The organism is Streptomyces sp. NPDC051567 (assembly GCF_044454165.1).
Taxonomy (GTDB): domain Bacteria; phylum Actinomycetota; class Actinomycetes; order Streptomycetales; family Streptomycetaceae; genus Streptomyces.
On the sequence record NZ_JBITDK010000001.1, the window covers coordinates 310,671 to 329,493 of the forward strand.

General features: G+C 70.9%; 14 protein-coding genes. 8 read left to right on the plus strand and 6 right to left on the minus strand.

What is annotated here, in order from left to right; all coding sequences use genetic code 11:
- Positions 1-463: 463 nt before the first annotated feature.
- On the minus strand, positions 464-2,365 hold the full coding sequence (locus ACIA5F_RS01390) for a protein kinase (protein ID WP_399347867.1): 1,902 nt from the start codon (positions 2,363-2,365) through the stop codon (positions 464-466).
- 230 nt (positions 2,366-2,595) lie between these two features.
- Here ACIA5F_RS01390 and ACIA5F_RS01395 point away from each other — a divergent pair, with 230 nt between their 5' ends.
- Positions 2,596-4,203, plus strand: coding sequence for a protein kinase (locus ACIA5F_RS01395; RefSeq protein WP_399347869.1), 1,608 nt, complete (start codon positions 2,596-2,598; stop codon positions 4,201-4,203).
- A 162-nt stretch (positions 4,204-4,365) separates the two neighbouring features.
- On the opposite strand, the gene ACIA5F_RS01400 is transcribed toward ACIA5F_RS01395, so the two are convergent.
- The gene (locus ACIA5F_RS01400; protein ID WP_399347871.1) at positions 4,366-4,782 is read right to left on the minus strand and encodes a pyridoxamine 5'-phosphate oxidase family protein; all 417 of its coding nucleotides are present in this window, start codon (positions 4,780-4,782) and stop codon (positions 4,366-4,368) included.
- Between the two features lie 351 nt (positions 4,783-5,133).
- Positions 5,134-5,805: a response regulator gene (locus ACIA5F_RS01405; protein WP_399347873.1), complete on the minus strand. Its 672-nt coding sequence runs from the start codon at positions 5,803-5,805 to the stop codon at positions 5,134-5,136.
- Between the two features lie 324 nt (positions 5,806-6,129).
- Between ACIA5F_RS01405 and pdhA the strand changes: the two genes are divergently transcribed.
- Genes pdhA through ACIA5F_RS01420 form a run of 3 tightly spaced genes read left to right on the plus strand, consistent with a single transcriptional unit; the run spans position 6,130 to position 9,795 of the window.
- Positions 6,130-7,335, plus strand: a complete 1,206-nt coding sequence (gene pdhA, locus ACIA5F_RS01410; RefSeq protein WP_399347875.1) for a pyruvate dehydrogenase (acetyl-transferring) E1 component subunit alpha — start codon at positions 6,130-6,132, stop codon at positions 7,333-7,335.
- Positions 7,335-8,315, plus strand: a complete 981-nt coding sequence (locus tag ACIA5F_RS01415) for an alpha-ketoacid dehydrogenase subunit beta (RefSeq protein WP_399347877.1) — start codon at positions 7,335-7,337, stop codon at positions 8,313-8,315. The genes pdhA and ACIA5F_RS01415 overlap by 1 nt, the downstream gene beginning before the upstream one ends.
- A 31-nt stretch (positions 8,316-8,346) precedes the next feature.
- Positions 8,347-9,795 (plus strand): dihydrolipoamide acetyltransferase family protein, encoded by a 1,449-nt coding sequence (locus ACIA5F_RS01420; protein ID WP_399348160.1) that lies wholly within the window; start codon positions 8,347-8,349, stop codon positions 9,793-9,795.
- Between the two features lie 369 nt (positions 9,796-10,164).
- Here ACIA5F_RS01420 and ACIA5F_RS01425 read toward each other — a convergent pair whose 3' ends face one another.
- The gene (locus ACIA5F_RS01425) at positions 10,165-12,000 is read right to left on the minus strand and encodes an SDR family oxidoreductase (RefSeq protein ID WP_399348162.1); all 1,836 of its coding nucleotides are present in this window, start codon (positions 11,998-12,000) and stop codon (positions 10,165-10,167) included.
- Between the two features lie 379 nt (positions 12,001-12,379).
- Between ACIA5F_RS01425 and ACIA5F_RS01430 the strand changes: the two genes are divergently transcribed.
- Genes ACIA5F_RS01430 through ACIA5F_RS01445 form a run of 4 tightly spaced genes read left to right on the plus strand, consistent with a single transcriptional unit; the run spans position 12,380 to position 15,917 of the window.
- Positions 12,380-13,396, plus strand: a complete 1,017-nt coding sequence (locus ACIA5F_RS01430; RefSeq protein WP_399347879.1) for an ABC transporter ATP-binding protein — start codon at positions 12,380-12,382, stop codon at positions 13,394-13,396.
- Positions 13,386-14,273 carry an ABC transporter permease subunit gene (locus ACIA5F_RS01435; protein WP_399347881.1) on the plus strand — a complete coding sequence of 296 codons (888 nt, stop codon included), beginning with the start codon at positions 13,386-13,388 and terminating at the stop codon, positions 14,271-14,273. Before ACIA5F_RS01430 ends, ACIA5F_RS01435 begins: the two co-directional genes overlap by 11 nt.
- On the plus strand, positions 14,270-15,181 hold the full coding sequence (locus ACIA5F_RS01440; RefSeq protein WP_399347883.1) for an ABC transporter ATP-binding protein: 912 nt from the start codon (positions 14,270-14,272) through the stop codon (positions 15,179-15,181). Before ACIA5F_RS01435 ends, ACIA5F_RS01440 begins: the two co-directional genes overlap by 4 nt.
- Before the next feature lie 16 nt (positions 15,182-15,197).
- On the plus strand, positions 15,198-15,917 hold the full coding sequence (locus tag ACIA5F_RS01445) for an ABC transporter permease (RefSeq protein WP_399347885.1): 720 nt from the start codon (positions 15,198-15,200) through the stop codon (positions 15,915-15,917).
- A 370-nt stretch (positions 15,918-16,287) separates the two neighbouring features.
- Here ACIA5F_RS01445 and ACIA5F_RS01450 read toward each other — a convergent pair whose 3' ends face one another.
- Positions 16,288-17,100, minus strand: coding sequence for an HAD family hydrolase (locus ACIA5F_RS01450; protein ID WP_399347887.1), 813 nt, complete (start codon positions 17,098-17,100; stop codon positions 16,288-16,290).
- A complete protein-coding gene (gene serS / locus ACIA5F_RS01455; RefSeq protein WP_399347889.1) occupies positions 17,097-18,374 on the minus strand; it encodes a serine--tRNA ligase in 1,278 nt (425 codons plus the stop codon). The genes ACIA5F_RS01450 and serS overlap by 4 nt, the downstream gene beginning before the upstream one ends.
- Between the last annotated feature and the right edge of the window lie 449 nt (positions 18,375-18,823).

The window sequence follows — 18,823 nt, forward strand, 5'->3', positions numbered from 1 at the left end:
CGGCCCCCGGGTACGAGGGCCCCGGGTGCGGCGGCTCCGCCCGGGTGAGCGCCGGATGCGCGGTTCTGGCGTACACGGGTTCGGCGTACGCAGCGCTTGTGGACCCGGCGCTCGTGGGCCCGGCGTTCGCGTACCCGGCTCCGGCGGATGTCAGCGCGGCGGCGGCCAGTGCGGCGCAGGCCAGCGGGTGCCACGTGCGCAACAAGGCCCGGCTCCGGCGTGGCGGGCGGAAGCCTTGAGACAAGGAGAGCCCCTCCCGAGCGACCGAGACGACTCGCTCAGGCTGACACAACCGGGCGGAACCGGCATGCCGGGCAGGCCCGTCGGACGGGCCGTCGGCGAAACGGTGACCCACCCGGCCGGACCGCCGGCCCCCTGTCGGGCCGTCCGCCACCCCGGCCCACCCCTCGCGGGCCGCTCCCGCAACCGGCGGCCCGTGGCCCGTCTCCTGCGGTCGGTCCGTCTACTGGGGGTCGCCCGTGGAGACCACCAGGGTGAACTCGGTGCCGGTCTTGTCGACCTTGGAACCCGCCGCCGGCAACTGCTCCAGCACGGTGTCCTCGCCGTACACGGCCTCGTCGCGGTCCTCGATCTTGTACTTCCACCCCGCCGCCTGGAGGCACTCCTTCACCGAGCGCAGGTTCTTGTAGCGCAGGTCCGGGGCGTTGACCTTGGTGGCGTCGTCGTACGCCTTCGACGCCTCCTTGCACTTGGCCGGGTCGATCGTGCGCGAGATGTCCGGTCCCTTGTGTCCCGCCTTGGCGGTTGCTCCGGGGGAGGGGGCAGAAGCGGTGGCCGTGGCGGAGGAGGAGGGCTTGCGGCCTGAGGCGGCGGGCGTCGGGGCCGAGGAGGCGGTGGCCCGTCCGGAAGGGGCGGCGGCCGGGGCCGAGGCGGGGGGAAGGGGGTCGTTGGCGGCGGCGCCCGGGTCCTTGTCCTTGCCCACGTACTGCGCCGCGATCACACCGCTGACGGCCAGGACGGCCACCACGCCCACCGCCACGGCCACCGGTCCGAACCGGCGGCGCTCGCCCCTGCCCGCACGGTCCGTGCCACCCGGATGCCCTGCGTACCCCGTGTGTCCCGTGCCGCCCGCCTCGTACGCGGCCGTGGTGTGCTGCTGCGGGACCGCGTACGGCGGCGGGGCCTGCGGGGCGTACTGCTGCTCGTACTGCTCGTACTGCTCGTACTGCTGTTGCTGCGGCGGGTAGGCGTAGCCGCCCCGGGTCTGCTGCGGGGCGGGCGTGGGCGCGTACGGGGACGGCGCCGGGGTGTGCGGGGCCGGATAGGGCTGGTGCCCCTGCGGGTGTCCCTGCGGGTGCGGGGTCCGGGGCGGCGGTGACGGGAAGCCGGAGCGGACGGGCGGGAACACGGTCGAGGCCACGCCCGCCCCGCTGTCCGGGGGCGCCGCGCCGCGCCGGACGGCCGGGGCGGCGCCCGCGTGTCCGCCCGACAGCACCCGTACGACCTCGTCGCGCATGGCCTCGGCCGTGGCGAAGCGCTCGTCGGGGTTCTTCTTCAGGGCCCGTGCCACCAGCGCGTCCATCGCCGGGGTCACCGACCGGTTCAGGGAGGACGGCGCGACCGGCTCCTCCTGGACGTGGGCGTAGACGATGGCCAGCGGCGCGTCCGCGTCGAACGGGATGCGCCCGGTCAGGAGCTGGAAGAGCATGATGCCCGCCGAGTACAGGTCGGAGCGGGCGTCGACCGGACGCCCCAGCGCCTGTTCGGGCGAGAGGTACTGCGGGGTGCCGACGACCATGCCGGTCTGCGTCATCGAGGCGACCCCGGACTGCATGGCCCGCGCGATGCCGAAGTCCATCACCTTGACCAGACCGCGCTTGGTGATCATCACGTTGCCCGGCTTGATGTCGCGGTGGACCAGGCCCATCTCGTGGCTGGTCTCCAGCGCGGAGAGCACATCGGCCGTGATCTTCAGGGCCTTCTCCGCGGGCATCGCCCCGTACTGGCGGACGTCCGTGGCGAGCACCGCGCCGAGCGGCTGCCCCTCCACGTACTCCATGACGATGTACGGCATCACTGCGGCGCCGCCGCCCGTGCCGCCCGCACCACCCGTGCCGCCTCCGCCGAAGGTCACCTCGCCCTCGCCGGTGTCGAAGACCGAGACGATGTTCGTGTGCGACAGTTTGGCTACAGCCTGTGCCTCACGGCGGAACCGCTCCCGGAAGGACGCCTCGCGGCCCAGCTCGCTGTGAAGGGTCTTGACGGCGACCTGCCGGTCGAGCGCGGAGTCGTACGCGAGGTACACGGAGGCCATGCCGCCCTCCCCCAGCAGATCCCTCAGCTGGTAACGGCCACCGGCCAGCATGCCGCCCGCGTACTGGCCCTGTGTGCCGTCCTGGCTCATGACTGTCGCTCCCCCTCGGGATGTGTTCCTACGCCGTTGCCCGAGCGCATGTCGCGCCCAGTCTGCCGGAGGGCAACCACACGTCAAGCGGGGTACCCGTTCCGTGACCAGGGGGCCGGGGCCGCTCCGGCCCGACCGGCGACCGGTTGCGAGGCTGTAGCGTTCATCGGTAGCACCAGGAAGAGGACCTACCGCTGAGCGGCGGCCGAGAGAGACGACGGCGAGGACTGATGGCACCCGAACCCGAGGGAAACGGCGCCGGGACGGCCGATGGTCCTGAGCACTGGGGCGCCGGCGGGCTGGTGGGCGACGGCCGTTACCGGCTCACCCACCGGCTGGGCCGTGGTGGCATGGCCGAGGTGTTCGCCGCTGAGGACGTACGGCTGGGCCGGACCGTCGCCGTGAAGCTGCTCCGCGCCGACCTGGCCGAGGACCCCGTCTCCAAGGCCCGTTTCACGCGCGAGGCGCAGTCCGTCGCCGGGCTCAACCACCACGCCGTCGTGGCCGTCTACGACTCGGGCGAGGACCGGGTCGGTCCGAACACCGTCCCGTACATCGTCATGGAGCTGGTCGAGGGCCGCACCATCCGTGAGCTGCTGATCAGCGCCGAGGCCCCGGGCCCCGACCAGGCGCTGATCATCGTCTCGGGCGTGCTCGAAGCGCTCGCCTACTCGCATCAGCACGGCATCGTGCACCGTGACATCAAGCCCGCCAACGTCATCATCACCGACGCGGGCGCGGTGAAGGTGATGGACTTCGGCATCGCCCGTGCCCTGCACGGCGTGCAGTCGACGATGACCCAGACCGGCATGGTCATGGGCACCCCGCAGTACCTCTCGCCCGAGCAGGCCCTCGGCAAGGCCGTGGACCACCGCTCCGACCTGTACGCGACCGGCTGTCTGCTGTACGAACTGCTCGCGCTGCGTCCCCCGTTCACCGGGGAGACCCCGCTGTCGGTGGTCTACCAGCACGTCCAGGACGCGCCGGTGCCGCCCTCGCGGCTGCCGGAGGGCGGGCACATCCCGCAGGAGCTCGACGGGCTCGTCATGCGCTCCCTCGCCAAGGACCCGGACGACCGGTTCCAGAGCGCCGAGGAGATGCGCGGGCTGGTCCAGTACGCGCTCCAGATGCTCCAGGAGCGGGGCGCGAACACCGGCACCTGGAACACCGGACCGGTCACCATGGCCCTGCCCCACGGGCCGGGCGGTGCCACCAGCGTCATGCCCGTGGGCGGGCCGGGCGGGCCCGGCGGCCAGCAGGGGCACCCCGCGCACGCGACGACCTCGCAGTTCCAGCGTCCGATGGTGCCGCCGCTGAACCCGGACGACGGTTCGGCCTTCCCCGGTGGCGGCAACGGCGGTCCGGGCGGCCCCGGCGGCTATGACGGGTACGACGGCTACGACGGCCGGCGCCGGGGAGGCCGCTGGAAGATGTGGCTGTTCGCGGTGCTCGCGGTCGTCGCGGTCGCGGGCGGCGTCGCGTACGCGGTCAGCAGCATCGTCCCCCCGGACAAGGGCACCACCCCGCCGGGCGCCTCCCAGACCACCCCCGTCGGGCAGCAGAGCACCCCGGGCACCCAGGACAGCCCGTCGCCCCACCCGAGTACGGAGCCCACCTCCGCCCCGGGGACCACCCAGCCCACGGCGAACCGCACCCGGACGACGAGCCCCACCCCGACGCCCTCGTCGACGACGACCTCGTCGCCGACCCCGACGGGGACGACGAGCCCCACCCCGACGGCGACGGAAGCAGCCACCACGCCGCCGGTCACCACCACGCCGCCGCCGACGCCGCAGACGAAGCCGCCGAAGCCGACCACCGGAGCCGAGCCGGAGTAGCGGCGCGAAGCGTGTGACCACGGCTACGGGTCACGGTCACGTTCGCGGTCACGTTCGCGGGAACGGGCCACGGTCACGACAACGGGCCCGGCGGAATCCATTCCGCCGGGCCCGTTCCCGTACCTGCGTGGGTACCTGCGTACGTGGCTTCGTATGTGCTGGTCAGAGGGCGTGCTGGTACTGCGGGGCCGGATTTCCGGCGAGGGTGTGCACGGTGACGAACTGGGGGTCGATTCGCATGTAGACGGGGTCGAAGACCGTTCCGTCCACGAAATGCGGACCCGGACCGAAAAGCTCCAGTTCGGTGGTGGTCGGTTCGACTATCTGAGCGGTTCCGGTGAACTGCACGGACCACAGCTCGGGGTCCCGGGAATTGAAGTTGTCCGCCCCGTAGGAGACCACGCTGCCGTTGCACGCCTGGTGGTAGCCGAAACCGGCGTGCATTCTCAGGACGACCTTGCCGTCGACCACGATGTGGCGGGCGAGGGCGAGGAAGGGCAGCGCGCGCATGCTCGTGGCCACCCGGCCGTACTGCACCCGGCACAGCAGTTCGATGGCGTGGTGTTCCTCAGGGGACATGGCGTCCACTGTGCGCTACCACCACCGTGCACGGAAAGAGGAACCAGCCCCAATGATCGGGGACGTTGGTCCCGAATAGGAGCGAAGAGCCTGTAACCGCCCCTAAGGACCCCGTAAGGCCTCTGATCCCTCGAAGAGGGCTCGAAAGGGACCGGGGAAGTGCTCGGGAAGCACTCGGGAGGTGCTCGGGAAGTGCTGGTACGGGCGGGTGCGGGGGCCTGTACGGGGCCCGGCGTCACCCCCGCGCCCCCGCATCACCCGGACGGGCGACCGGAGGTCGCGGGTCCGGGCGTGTCGGGCGGGCCGTGGAGCCGGTCGGGTACGGGTCGGTCCCGACCGGGCACGGGTCGGTCAGGACGTCGGCTGGCGCTTCTCGGCCTGGAGCCGGGCCACATAGGCGGCAGCCTGGGAACGGCGCTCCATGCCCAGCTTGGAGAGGAGGCTGGAGACGTAGTTCTTGATCGTCTTCTCGGCCAGGTGCAGCCGCTCGCCGATCACGCGGTTGGTCAGGCCCTCACCGATCAGGTCGAGGATCTTCCGCTCCTGGTCGGTCAGGTTGGCGAGGCGGTCGTCGCCCCTGCCGTTCTTGCCGTCCCGCAGCCGCTCCAGCACCCGGGCCGTGGCGACCGGGTCCAGCAGCGACTTCCCGGCCGCGACATCGCGCACGGCGCTGAGCAGCTCGTTCCCGCGGATCGCCTTCAGGACGTAGCCCGAGGCGCCGGCCATGATCGCGTCGAACAGTGCCTCGTCGTCGGAGAACGAGGTCAGCATCAGGCACTTGATGTCCTCGTTCTGGGAGCGCACCTCGCGGCACACCTCCACCCCGCTGCCGTCCGGCAGGCGGACGTCGAGCACGGCCACGTCGGGGCGGGTGGCGGGGATGCGGACCAGGGCGTCGGCGGCCGTACCGGCCTCGCCGACGATCTCGATGTCCTCTTCGACCGACAGCAGCTCATGGACACCCCGGCGTACCACTTCGTGGTCGTCCAGGAGGAATACCTTGATTTTTCCGTCTTCGCGCACGGATTCAGTTTCCCACACTCACCTCTTCCCTGCCGCTGGTGAGCGGGATAACGTGCCGTTGTTCCGGCCCCCTGCAAGGCTGTGACCAGTGGTTGTTCCCGCCTCTGCGGATTTACTTGGAAATCCAAGCAAAATCGCAGGTCAAACGGGGTTTCGCAGTTATGCGGCGCACTGGGTAACGTGCATTGCGCAGGGCACTCGCCGGGGCACCTGTCACGCCTGAATCCCTGCGGAACGCGCGCCCACCCCGCGCGCGGGCAGAGATCCGGGTGAGCCGCACTGGACCCCGGAGAACCCGGGTGCCGGACCGACGGAGGAGCACACGTGACCGTGGAGAGCACTGCCGCGCGCAAGCCGCGACGCAGCAGCGGCACCAAGCGGGCGGCAGGCGCGGCGAGCGCCCGCAAGACCGCTGCCGCCACCGCGCAGACGCAGGACACCGGGCCCCAGCTCGTACAGCTGCTGACGCCCGAGGGGGACCGGGTCGAGAACGCGGAGAACGCGGAGTTCGCCCCCTTCGTCGCCGACATCACCACCGAGGACCTGCGCGGGCTCTACCGCGACATGGTCCTCACCCGCCGCTTCGACGGCGAGGCGACCGCCCTCCAGCGCCAGGGTGAGCTGGGTCTGTGGGCCTCGCTGCTCGGCCAGGAGGCCGCCCAGATCGGCTCCGGCCGGGCGCTGCGGGACGACGACTACGTCTTCCCGACCTACCGCGAGCACGGGGTGGCCTGGTGCCGCGGGGTCGACCCGACCAACCTCCTCGGCATGTTCCGCGGCGTGAACCACGGCGGCTGGGACCCCACCACCAACAACTTCCACCTCTACACCATCGTCATCGGCTCGCAGACGCTGCACGCGACCGGTTACGCGATGGGCGTGGCCAAGGACGGCGCCGACTCGGCGGTCATCGCCTACTTCGGCGACGGTGCGTCCAGCCAGGGCGACGTGGCCGAGGCGTTCACCTTCTCGGCCGTCTACAACTCCCCCGTGGTCTTCTTCTGCCAGAACAACCAGTGGGCGATCTCCGAGCCCACCGAGCGGCAGATGCGCGTACCGCTCTACCAGCGCGCCCAGGGCTTCGGCTTCCCCGGCGTCCGCGTCGACGGCAACGACGTGCTGGCCTGTCTGGCCGTGACCCGCTGGGCCCTGGACCGGGCGCGCCGTGGTGAGGGCCCGACCCTGGTCGAGGCGTTCACGTACCGGATGGGCGCGCACACCACCTCCGACGACCCGACCAAGTACCGGCGGGACGAGGAGACGGCGGCGTGGGAGGCGAAGGACCCGATCCTGCGGCTGAAGACGCACCTGCTGGCGGGCGGCGGCGCCGACGAGGCGTTCTTCGCCGGGCTGGAGGAGGAGAGCGAGGCACTGGGCAAGCGGGTGCGCGAGGTCGTGCGCGCCATGCCCGACCCGGACACCATGGCGATCTTCGAGAACGTCTACGCGGACGGGCACGCGCTCGTCGACGAGGAGCGCGCGCAGTTCGCCGCCTACCTCGCGTCCTTCGAGTCCGAGGAGGGCCGCTGATGGCCGCCGTGAAGATGTCGATCGCGAAGGCGCTCAACGAGTCGCTGCGCAAGGCCCTGGACACGGACCCCAAGGTCCTGATCATGGGTGAGGACGTCGGCAAGCTGGGCGGGGTCTTCCGGATCACCGACGGCCTGCAGAAGGACTTCGGCGAGGAGCGGGTCATCGACACCCCGCTCGCGGAGTCCGGCATCGTCGGCACCGCGATCGGGCTCGCGCTGCGCGGCTACCGCCCGGTCGTGGAGATCCAGTTCGACGGGTTCGTCTTCCCGGCCTACGACCAGATCGTCACGCAGCTCGCGAAGATGCACGCACGGGCACTGGGCAAGATCAAGATGCCGGTCGTCGTCCGTATCCCGTACGCGGGCGGCATCGGCGCGGTCGAGCACCACAGCGAGTCCCCCGAGGCGCTGTTCGCGCACGTACCGGGGTTGAAGGTGGTCTCGCCGTCGAACGCGAGCGACGCGTACTGGATGCTCCAGCAGGCGATCCTCAGCGACGACCCGGTGATCTTCTTCGAACCGAAGCGGCGCTACTGGGACAAGGGCGAGGTCGACGTCGAGTCCATCCCGGGCGGGCTGCACATCGCGCGGGTGGCCCGGGAGGGCACGGACCTGACGCTGGCCGCCTACGGCCCGATGGTCAAGGTCTGCCTGGAGGCAGCCGCGGCGGCGGCCGAGGAGGGCAAGTCGGTGGAGGTCGTGGACATGCGGTCGATGTCCCCGGTCGACTTCGACGGGATTCAGGCGTCGGTGGAGAAGACCCGGCGGCTGGTGGTGGTCCACGAGGCCCCCGTCTTCCTGGGCGTGGGCGCGGAGGTCGCCGCCCGCATCACGGAGCGGTGCTTCTACCACCTGGAAGCCCCGGTGCTGCGGGTGGGCGGTTTCCACGCCCCGTACCCGCCGGCCCGCCTGGAGGACGAGTACCTGCCGGGCCTGGACAGGGTGCTCGACGCCGTCGACCGCTCGCTGGCGTACTGAGGAGAGCCCTGTGACGATCCGCGAATTCAAGATGCCCGACGTGGGCGAGGGCCTCACCGAGGCCGAGATCCTCAAGTGGTACGTCCAGCCCGGTGACACCGTCACCGACGGCCAGGTCGTCTGCGAGGTCGAGACGGCCAAGGCCGCCGTGGAACTGCCGATCCCCTTCGACGGTGTCGTGCACGCCCTGCTCTTCGGGGAGGGCACGACGGTCGACGTCGGCCAGGTGATCATCTCGGTCGCGACCGGCGGCCCCGACGAGACCCCGGCCGGGGCCGCTGCCACCGCAGCCGCCCCGGTCGCCGCCGAGGCGCCTGTCGCCGTCGCCGCTGCCGCTGCCGAGGAGGCCGCGCCGGCTCCCCGCCAGCCGGTCCTGGTCGGCTACGGGGTCTCCGAGGCCTCGACCAAGCGCCGCCCGCGCAAGACCGCCCCGGCGGGCGTGCCCGCGCAGAACGGCTCGGCCCCGGCTCCCGTGGCTCCGGCCGCCCCCGTCGTGAACGGGACGGGTACGGGTACGGGTGCGAGTGCAGGTGTGGGCGCGGGTACGGGTACGGGTGCGGCCGAGGGGCGGCCGTTGGCCAAGCCGCCGGTCCGCAAGCTCGCCAAGGACCTCGGGATCGACCTGGCCGCCGTGATCCCCACCGGCGACGGCGGGGTCGTGACCAGGGAGGACGTGCACGCGGCGGCAGCCTCCGCGATCACCCCGCAGCCCGTCCCGGCCGTGGCCGAGACCCCGGCTCCGGCCGTGGCGGCGGCGCCCGTCCAGGTCGTCCCCGGGGCGCGGGAGACCCGTATCCCGGTCAAGGGGGTCCGCAAGGTCACCGCACAGGCCATGGTCGGCTCCGCCTTCACCGCGCCGCACGTCACCGAGTTCATCACCCTCGACGTGACCAGGACGATGAAGCTCGTCACCGAGCTCAAGGCCGATCCGGACCTGGCCGGGCTGCGGATCAACCCGCTGCTGCTCATCGCCAAGGCGGTCCTGGTGGCCGTCCGCCGCAACCCGGAAGTCAACGCGTCCTGGGACGAGGCGGCCCAGGAGATCGTGCTCAAGCACTACGTCAACCTGGGCATCGCGGCGGCCACGCCGCGCGGCCTGATCGTCCCGAACATCAAGGACGCCCAGGCCAAGACGCTGCCGGAGCTGTCCGAGGCGCTGTCCTCGCTCGTCGCCACCGCCCGCGAGGGCAAGACCTCCCCGGCCGACATGCAGAACGGCACCCTCACCATCACCAACGTCGGCGTCTTCGGTGTCGACACCGGCACGCCCATCCTGAACCCCGGCGAGTCCGCGATCCTCGCGGTCGGCGCGATCAAGCTCCAGCCGTGGGTCCACAAGGGCAAGGTGAAGCCGCGTCAGGTCACCACCCTGGCCCTCTCCTTCGACCACCGCCTCGTCGACGGTGAACTCGGCTCCCGCTTCCTGGCCGACATCGCGGCGGTCCTGGAACACCCCCGCCGCCTGATCACCTGGTCGTAACCCGCCTTCCCCGCCCCCGCCCCGCCCACCGGTCGGCCCCCACCTCGGGGACCTGCCGGTGGGCGGGACGGGCCCGGCACGTCACGCAACCGGCCGGGCGGTGGGGACAACCCCTCCGTTTCCCACAGGTGTCACTGAGTTGTCCACAGCACTTTGGGGGGATTTCGCCGACAACCTCATGATCCGCCCTGTGGACTACGGATCACGGATCACGGATCACGGGTTAGGGGTCAGGGCTACGGATCATGGACCATCGGCCCCCGCCGGGCCAGTTCGTTCGTCGTCCGGAGGCCCCGGCCGCACCCGCCCCGGCCGGGAGCGCGCCCACCCGCCGCGGTACCCGGCCCCGGACCCGCCGCGGTGCCCGGCTCACCGTGGCGGCTCCAGCCTCGCGATGGCCCGCAAGGTGCGCGGGGCGAAGCGGGACATCCACCGGGCACCCTTGGACTCGGGGGTCACCGGCACCACGGCCTCGTTGCGCGCCACCGCCCGCAGGATCGCGGCGGCGACCTTCTCCGGCGGGAAGCCGCGCAGCCCGTACAGCCGCGAGGACCGCTCCTGGAGCCGCTTCTCCTCCGCCTTGTCCACCCCGGTGAACCGTGTGGTGGCGGTGATGTTGGTGGCGACGATGCCCGGACAGATCGCGGAGACACCGATCGACTTCGCCGCCAGCTCCACGCGCAGGCACTCCGAGAGCATCAGCACCGCCGCCTTCGAGGCGCTGTACGCGGGCAGTGACTTGGAGGGCAGGTAGGCCGCGGCGGAGGCGGTGTTGACGATGTGCCCGCCCTGGCCGCGCTCGGCCATCTGCTTACCGAAGACCCGGCAACCGTGGATGACGCCCCACAGGTTGACGTCGAGGACCTTCTTCCAGTCCTCGGAGCTGGTGTCGAGGAAGGCCCCGGACAGCCCGATCCCGGCGTTGTTGACGAGCACGTCCACGATCCCGTACTCGGCGGCGACCTTGACCGCGAGCTTCTCCATCGCGTGCTCGTCACTGACGTCGACGCACTCGCCCCAGGACCCGGGCGCACCGGCCAGCCGGGCCGCCTCGGCCGTGCGCGCCGCGCCTTCGCCGTCCCGGTCCACGGCCACCACCCGCGCCCCGGCCGCGGCGAACGCGAGAGCGGTGGCCCGGCCGATGCCGCTGGCCGCGCCGGTGACCAGGACCAGCAGACCGCCGAACCGGTCGGCGTACTTCACCGGCCCCCGCTGCCCCGGCCCCCGCTGCCCAGGCCGTGTCTGCCCGGGACCCTTCCGTTCCGGGGTCCGGGCGGCCGGTGCCTCCCGGGCGGTGACGAACTCGCCGATCCACGCGGCCAGCCGGTCGGGCCGGCTCCGGGGAACCCAGTGCTTGGCGGGCAGGGTCCGCCGCACCAGGTCGGGGGCCCACTGCTCCAGCCCGTCGTAGAGCCGCTCGGAGAGGAACGCGTCACCGGTCGGGACGACCAGCTGGACCGGTACGTGGCTGTACGCGTCGGGCCGCGGCCGGCGCAGGCGTTGCCGGACGTTGTCCCGGTAGAGCCAGGCACCGTGCGCCGCGTCCGAGGGCAGCGAGGCCGTCGGGTAGGGGCCGGCCGGGAGTCTCTCGACGCGCCGCAGGATGCCGGGCCACCGCTTGCCGAGCGGCCCGCGCCAGGCGAGTTCCGGCAGGACCGGAGTGTGCAGCGCGTACACGTACCAGGACTTGACGCCCTGGCCCAGCAGCTGGGCGACCCGGCCCGGGGTGGGCCGCGTCGCCCGCTTCTTGATCCAGTGTCCGAAGTGGTCGAGCGAGGGCCCCGACACCGAGGTGAAGGAGGCGACGCGCCCCCTGGTCCGGGCGACCGTCACGAACTCCCAGCCCTGGACGGAACCCCAGTCGTGGCCGACCAGGTGCACCGGCCGGTCCGGACTGACCGCGTCCACCACGGCCAGGAAGTCGTCGGTCAGCTTCTCCAGGGTGAACCCGCCGCGCAACGGCCGCGGGGCCGTGGAACGGCCGTGGCCGCGTACGTCGTACAGCACCACGTGGAACCGCCCGGCGAGCCGCCCGGCCACCTCCGACCAGACCTCCTTGCTGTCCGGGTACCCGTGCACCAGCACGACGGTGGGCCGGTCCGCCTCACCGAGCTCGACGACGCACAGCTCGACCCCGCCGGTACTCACCCGGCGCTCCCGTGCCCCGGCCGGCCACGGTGACCCCGCCGCTCCTGCTCCGCTCATTGCGCTCATGCCGCCCTCTCCTCAGCCCAGCGCCGCACGTGCGGCGGATCGCCGTCCGGCCGGACCACGCGCCCGGAGCCCGGGAACCCGCCACGACCGGCATCGCGTCGGCCACGACCAGCATCTCCTCGAACTCCGCGCCGGTCCCCCCGGGGCCCGGACGCGAACCGAGTAGCCGTACGTGTCCGTAACGTGACACTGATGAATGTGACAACGGCCGGAGATCGCGTCAAGGCCCGCACCCGGGCCTGTGGACAACATCGTCAAAGTTGTCCGGTCCACATCAGCCTCCCGTACGGGTATGTACGCCGGAAGGCGGAGACCGGGTCCAGCTCCAGGTCTGACGATTCGCGCGAACCACGCCACTAACGTCGGACTCGTGACTGTCATCGCGACCGAAAGCCTGAGCAAGCGGTACCCCCGAGTGACCGCCCTCGACCGGCTCTCCCTGGACATCGGGCCTGGTGTGACCGGCCTCGTGGGTGCCAACGGAGCCGGCAAGTCCACGCTGATCAAGATTCTGCTGGGACTGTCCCCCGCCACCGAGGGCAGCGCCGCCGTGCTCGGCCTCGACGTCGCCACGCATGGCAGCGCCATCCGTGAACGCGTCGGCTACATGCCCGAGCACGACTGCCTCCCGCCCGACGTGTCGGCCACCGAGTTCGTCGTCCACATGGCGCGCATGTCCGGCCTCCCGCCCACCGCCGCCCGCGAGCGGACCGCCGACACCCTGCGCCACGTAGGGCTCTACGAGGAGCGCTACCGACCCATCGGCGGTTACTCCACCGGCATGAAGCAGCGCGTCAAACTCGCGCAGGCGCTCGTCCACGACCCCCAGCTCGTCCTGCTGGACGAACCCACCAACGGTCTCGACCCGGTCGGCCGCGACGAGATGCTCGGCCTGATCCGCCGCGTCTACACCGACTTCGGCATCTCGGTCCTGGTCACCTCCCACCTCCTCGGCGAGCTGGAACGCACCTGCGACCATGTCGTCGTCGTCGACGGCGGCAAACTGCTGCGCTCCAGCTCCACCAGCGACTTCACCCAGACCACGACGACCCTCGCGGTCGAGGTCACCGACTCCGACACCCACCCGGACGGCACCGCCGCCCTGCGCGGGGCGCTCACCGAGGCGGGCATCACCCTCCACCCGGGCGAGGAACAGGGCCTGCCCGGAGCGGGCCACATCCTCCTCGTCGAGGCCACCGGCGACCAGACCTACGACACCGTCCGCGACACCGTCGCCGCGCTGGGCCTCGGCCTGGTCCGCATGGAACAGCGCCGCCACCACATCGCCGAGGTCTTCCGCGACAACGACCAGAACCTCCAGCAGCTCCCGTACGCGCACATCCCGCAGACCACCCAGCAGAAGGGAGCCGGTTCCGATGGCGCCTGACACCTCGACCCAGATCCACAACATCGGCTACCGGTCCTACGAAGGCGCCCGCCTCGGCCGCGCCTACGCCCGCACGTCGCTCTTCTCGCAGTCCCTGCGCGGGGCCTACGGACTCGGCCGCTCGGCCAAGTCCAAGGTCCTCCCGATGATCCTCTTCGCGGTGATGTGCGTTCCCGCGCTGATCATCGTCGCGGTGGCCATCGCGGTCCCCGGCTCCACCGACCTGCCGATCAAGTACACGACGTACGCCCTGACCACCCAGGTGGTCATCGGCCTCTACATCGCCTCCCAGGCACCCCAGTCGGTCTCCCGCGACCTGCGCTTCAAGACCGTGCCGCTCTACTTCTCGCGGCCCGTCGAACGTGTCGACTACGTCCTGGCCAAGTACGCGGCCATGGCCTCGGCCCTGTTCATCCTCACCGCCACCCCACTGCTGATCATGTGGATCGGCGCACTCCTGGCGGAATTCGACTTCGCCCACCAGACCAAGGGATTCGGGCAGGGACTGGTGTCCGTACTGCTGCTTTCACTGCTCTTCGCCGGCCTCGGCCTGGTCATGGCCGCACTCACCCCGCGCCGCGGGTTCGGTGTCGCCGCCGTCATCGGCCTGCTGCTCATCCCCTACGGCGCCGTCTCCACCGTGCAGGCCGTCGCCGTCTCGACCGGCTCCGACGGGGCGGTCGAGTGGATGGGCCTGTTCTCACCGGTCAGCCTCATCGACGGAGTCCAGGCCGCCTTCCTCGACGGCACCTCCGCCTTCCCCGGCGGCGAGGGCCCCGGGACCGGCGTCGGAATCGTCTACCTGCTGGTCGTCCTCGGCCTCATCGTCGGCTCCTACGCCGCCCTGATGGCCCGCTACCGGAAGGCCGGGCTGTGACCATCATCGACATCGACCACACCTCCCGCTGGTTCGGGAACGTCGTCGCCGTGAACGACGTGACCATGCGCATCGGTCCCGGCGTCACCGGGCTGCTGGGCCCCAACGGCGCCGGAAAGTCCACGCTCATCAACATGATGGGCGGCTTCCTGGCCCCCTCCACGGGCACCGTCACCCTCGACGGCGTCCCGATCTGGCGCAACGAGCAGGTCTACAAGCAGGTCGGCGTCGTGCCCGAGCGCGAGGCCATGTACGACTTCCTCACCGGCCGGGAGTTCGTCGTCGCCAACGCCGAACTCCACGGACTCGACGACGAGGACGCCCGGCGCGCCCTCGCCACCGTCGAGATGGAGTACGCCCAGGACCGCAAGATCTCCACCTACTCCAAGGGCATGCGCCAGCGCGTGAAGATGGCCTCCGCCCTCGTCCACGACCCGTCCGTGCTCCTTCTCGACGAGCCCTTCAACGGAATGGACCCGCGCCAGCGGATGCAGCTCATGGACCTGCTCCGGCGCATGGGCGACGAGGGCCGCACGGTCCTGTTCTCCTCCCACATCCTGGAAGAGGTCGAACAGCTCGCCTCGCACATCGAGGTGGTCGTCGCCGGCCGGCACGCCGCCTCCGGCGACTTCCGCAAGATCCGCCGCCTGATGACGGATCGCCCGCACCGCTACCTCATCCGTTCCTCCGACGACCGGGCGCTCGCCTCGGCCCTGATCGCCGATCCCTCCACGGCCGGCATCGAGGTCGACCTCAAGGAGGGCGCGCTGCGCGTCCAGGCCGTCGACTTCGGCCGCTTCACCGAGCTGCTGCCGCGGGTGGCCCGGGAACACGGCATCCGGCTGCTGACGGTCTCGCCTTCCGACGAGTCCCTCGAGTCGGTCTTCTCCTACCTCGTCGCGGCCTGAAAGGAGCTGGTACCCGATGTACAACCCCACCGTCGCCCGGCTCACCTACCGGGCCCTGCTCGGCCGCCGCCGCGCGCTGATCCTCTTCGCGCTGCCCGCCCTGCTGATCGTCATCTCCCTCGCCGTCCGCACCTTCAGCGGCGTCGACGACAGGGTCGCCGCCGACCTCCTCGGAGGCTTCGCCCTCGCCACCATGGTCCCGCTGATCGGCGTCATCGCCGGTACCGGTGCCATCGGGCCCGAGATCGACGACGGCTCGATCGTCTACCTGCTCGCCAAGCCGGTGAAGCGTCCGACGATCATCATGACCAAGCTGATCGTCGCGATCGCCGTCACCATGGCCTTCTCCGCGATCCCCACCCTGATCGCCGGATTCATCCTCAACGGCAACGGTCAGCAGATCGCCGTGGCCTACACCGTCGCCGCCCTCGTCGCCTCGATCGCCTACAGCGCCCTGTTCCTGCTGCTGGGCACCGTCAGCCGGCACGCGGTCGTCTTCGGCCTGGTCTACGCCCTGATCTGGGAGTCGCTCTTCGGCAGTCTGGTCGACGGGGCGAAGACCCTCAGCGTCCAGCAGTGGGCCCTGGCCCTCGCCGAGAAGGTCGCCGGCCAGGGATATGTGGACGCCACCGTCGGCCTGTCCACCGCCGCGGTGCTCCTCGTCGTCGTCACCGTAGGCGCCACCGTCTGCGCGGGCCAGAAGCTGCGCCGCCTCACCCTGGCCGGCGAGGAGTAGCCCGCCCGGGCTATGCCCGCGTCCGTGGCACCGGGAAGGTCACGGGCACCCGTTCCCGGCAGATTCTGTTTCACGTGAAACAGAGGCGGAATCCCTCCGCTCTTCCTGTTTCACGTGAAACAGGAAGAGCCGCCCTCCGCTTCGCCGGATTCACGGCTCATGCGGGGAAAATCACTGGTACGCGAGGTCCGTCCCGGGCAGAGTGAGCCGTGCGGGGAGCAATAAAGGTCCGGGGCAGCCACTTCGAGCGCGCCGTGCGGCGCGGGCTGTCCCGGACCTCTCTTGGTCGTCTGTCCTTGTCCTTCTGCCCGCAGGTGACGGGTGCGGCCCCGCCCGGACGTGACGGGCACGGCAGGTGTCGCGGGTGCGGCTACGCGGCGCCCAGCAGACGCTCCAGCACCACCGCGATGCCGTCCTCCTCGTTGGAGGTCGTCACCTCGTCCGCCACCGCCTTCAGCTCCGCATGAGCGTTGGCCATCGCGACGCCGTGCGCCGCCCAGCCGAACATCGGAATGTCGTTGGGCATGTCACCGAAGGCGATCGTCTCCGCCGCCTTCACCCCGAGCCGCCGCGCGGCCAGCGACAGGCCGGTGGCCTTGCTCAGCCCCAGAGGCAGGATCTCCACCACACCGGGCCCCGCCATCACGACGTCGACCAGGCTGCCCACGGTCTCCCGGGCCACCTTGGTGAGCGCGTCGTCGTCCAGGCCCGGGTGCTGTATGTACAGCTTGTTCAGCGGGGCCGTCCAGACCGCGGTGGTGTCGTCCAGGTAGAGGGCCGGCAGACCCTCCTGCACCTGGTAGCCGGGGCCGATCAGTACCTCGCCGTCCACCCCGTCCCGGCTGGCCGCCAGGGCCAGCGGTCCGATCTCGGCCTCCAGCTTCGACAGCGCGAGTCCGGCCAGCTGCCGGTCGAGCGTCACCGAGGTCAGCAGGCGGTGGGTGCCCGCGTCGTAGACCTGCGCACCCTGCCCGCACACGGCGATCCCCCGGTAGCCGAGATCGTCCAGGACGTGCCGGGTCCAGGGCACGGCCCGGCCGGTGACGATGATGTGCGCCGCGCCCGCCGCGGTGGCCGCGACGAGCGCTTCACGGGTGCGTTCCGAGACGGTGTCGTCGCCACGCAGCAGCGTGCCGTCGAGATCGGTCGCGACGAGCTTGTACGGGAACGGGACCGGACTCACTTGGTGATCGGCTCCAGGAACTCACGGCCGCCCAGGTACGGACGGAGCACCGCGGGCACCCGTACCGAACCGTCGGCCTGCTGGTGGTTCTCCAGGATCGCGACGATCGTGCGCGGGACGGCGCACAGCGTGCCGTTCAGCGTGGAGAGCGGCTGGGTCTTCTTGCCCTCGCGGTAGCGGATCGACAGGCGCCGGGCCTGGAAACCGTCACAGTTCGAGGCGGAGGTCAGCTCGCGGTACTTGCCCTGGGCCGGAATCCACGCCTCGCAGTCGAACTTGCGCGAGGCGGACGAGCCCAGGTCACCGGTGGCGACATCGATCACCTGGAACGGCAGCTCCAGGCTGGTCAGCCACTGCTTCTCCCACTCCAGGAGCCGCTTGTGCTCGGCCTCGGCCTCCTCCGGCGCGACGTACGAGAACATCTCGACCTTGTCGAACTGGTGGACGCGGAAGATGCCCCGGGTGTCCTTGCCGTACGTACCGGCCTCGCGGCGGAAGCACGGGGAGAAACCGGCGTACCGCAGCGGCAGCTTGTCCGCGTCGATGATCTCGTCCATGTGGTACGCGGCGAGCGCGACCTCGGAGGTGCCGACCAGGTAGTAGTCGTCCTTCTCCAGGTGGTAGACGTTCTCCGCGGCCTGGCCGAGGAATCCGGTGCCTTCCATGGCGCGCGGGCGGACCAGCGCGGGGGTCAGCATCGGGATGAAACCGGCCTCGGTGGCCTGTGCGATCGCCGCGTTGACGAGGGCCAGCTCCAGCAGCGCGCCCACACCGGTCAGGTAGTAGAAGCGCGAGCCCGACACCTTGGCGCCGCGCTCGACGTCGATGGCGCCCAGGGACTCGCCGAGCTCCAGGTGGTCCTTGGGCTCGAAGCCCTCGGCGGCGAAGTCGCGGATCGTGCCGTGCGTCTCCAGGACGGTGAAGTCCTCCTCGCCGCCGACCGGGACGTCCTCGTGGACGATGTTGCCGAGCTGGAGGAGGAGCCGCCTGGCGGCCTCGTCGGCCTCGTTCTGCTCGGCCTCGGCCGCCCGGACGTCCTGCTTCAGCTGCTCGGCCTTGGTCAGCAGCTCGGCCCGCTCCTCGGGGGACGCCTTCGGGATGAGCTTGCCGAGCGTCTTCTGCTCGTTGCGCAGCTCGTCGAAGCGCATGCCGGAGGACCTGCGGCGCTCATCGGCGGAGAGCAGTGCGTCGACGAGCTCGACGTCCTCTCCACGGGCGCGCTGCGAAGCGCGGACACGGTCAGGGTCTTCACGGAGCAGCCGGAGGTCAATCACCCCTCCAGGCTACCGGGCCGGGCTTCCCGGGCTCACACCGATATCACGCTGCGTGTCGCTATGTCCTAATTGCGATGAATGGAAAACTCGCGGAGGCTGGCCGAAAGCGATCGACCTTCACTGGTCGATAAAAACGGTGCCATTCTCCGAAAAGGGGCACGGTGTCAGGGTCCGGGCCGGTTCTGGACGGGGCTGGAGGGGGTTCCTTGTCCACAGGAATTCCCCTTCTCGGTGAAGTTGTCCACAGGCTGTGTGTCATGTCTGTGGATGCGGCAATAGATCATTCCTGATCGGAGGGCAGCTGAGGTCGATCGCCACTCAAACCGCCCTCGCGCACTCATTCGGGTGGGAATGGCTCGCCCCAAAGAGTTGATCCGCGATGTCCGGGTGACGCCGCCCACCTTCGGTGTCCCGACGCGAAACCCAGCCCACTGACCGATTTGTCGACC

Excerpts from the sequence above, each read along its gene's own strand:
- ACIA5F_RS01390 (WP_399347867.1), bottom strand. The coding sequence starts at position 2,365 with ATGAGCCAGGACGGCACACAGGGCCAGTACGCGGGCGGCATGCTGGCC.
- ACIA5F_RS01420 (WP_399348160.1), top strand. The coding sequence starts at position 8,347 with ATGCCCGACGTGGGCGAGGGCCTCACCGAGGCCGAGATCCTCAAGTGG.
- ACIA5F_RS01425 (WP_399348162.1), bottom strand. The coding sequence starts at position 12,000 with ATGAGCGGAGCAGGAGCGGCGGGGTCACCGTGGCCGGCCGGGGCACGG.
- ACIA5F_RS01435 (WP_399347881.1), top strand. The coding sequence starts at position 13,386 with ATGGCGCCTGACACCTCGACCCAGATCCACAACATCGGCTACCGGTCC.
- ACIA5F_RS01445 (WP_399347885.1), top strand. The coding sequence starts at position 15,198 with ATGTACAACCCCACCGTCGCCCGGCTCACCTACCGGGCCCTGCTCGGC.
- ACIA5F_RS01395 (WP_399347869.1), top strand. The coding sequence starts at position 2,596 with ATGGCACCCGAACCCGAGGGAAACGGCGCCGGGACGGCCGATGGTCCT.
- ACIA5F_RS01400 (WP_399347871.1), bottom strand. The coding sequence starts at position 4,782 with ATGTCCCCTGAGGAACACCACGCCATCGAACTGCTGTGCCGGGTGCAG.
- ACIA5F_RS01415 (WP_399347877.1), top strand. The coding sequence starts at position 7,335 with ATGGCCGCCGTGAAGATGTCGATCGCGAAGGCGCTCAACGAGTCGCTG.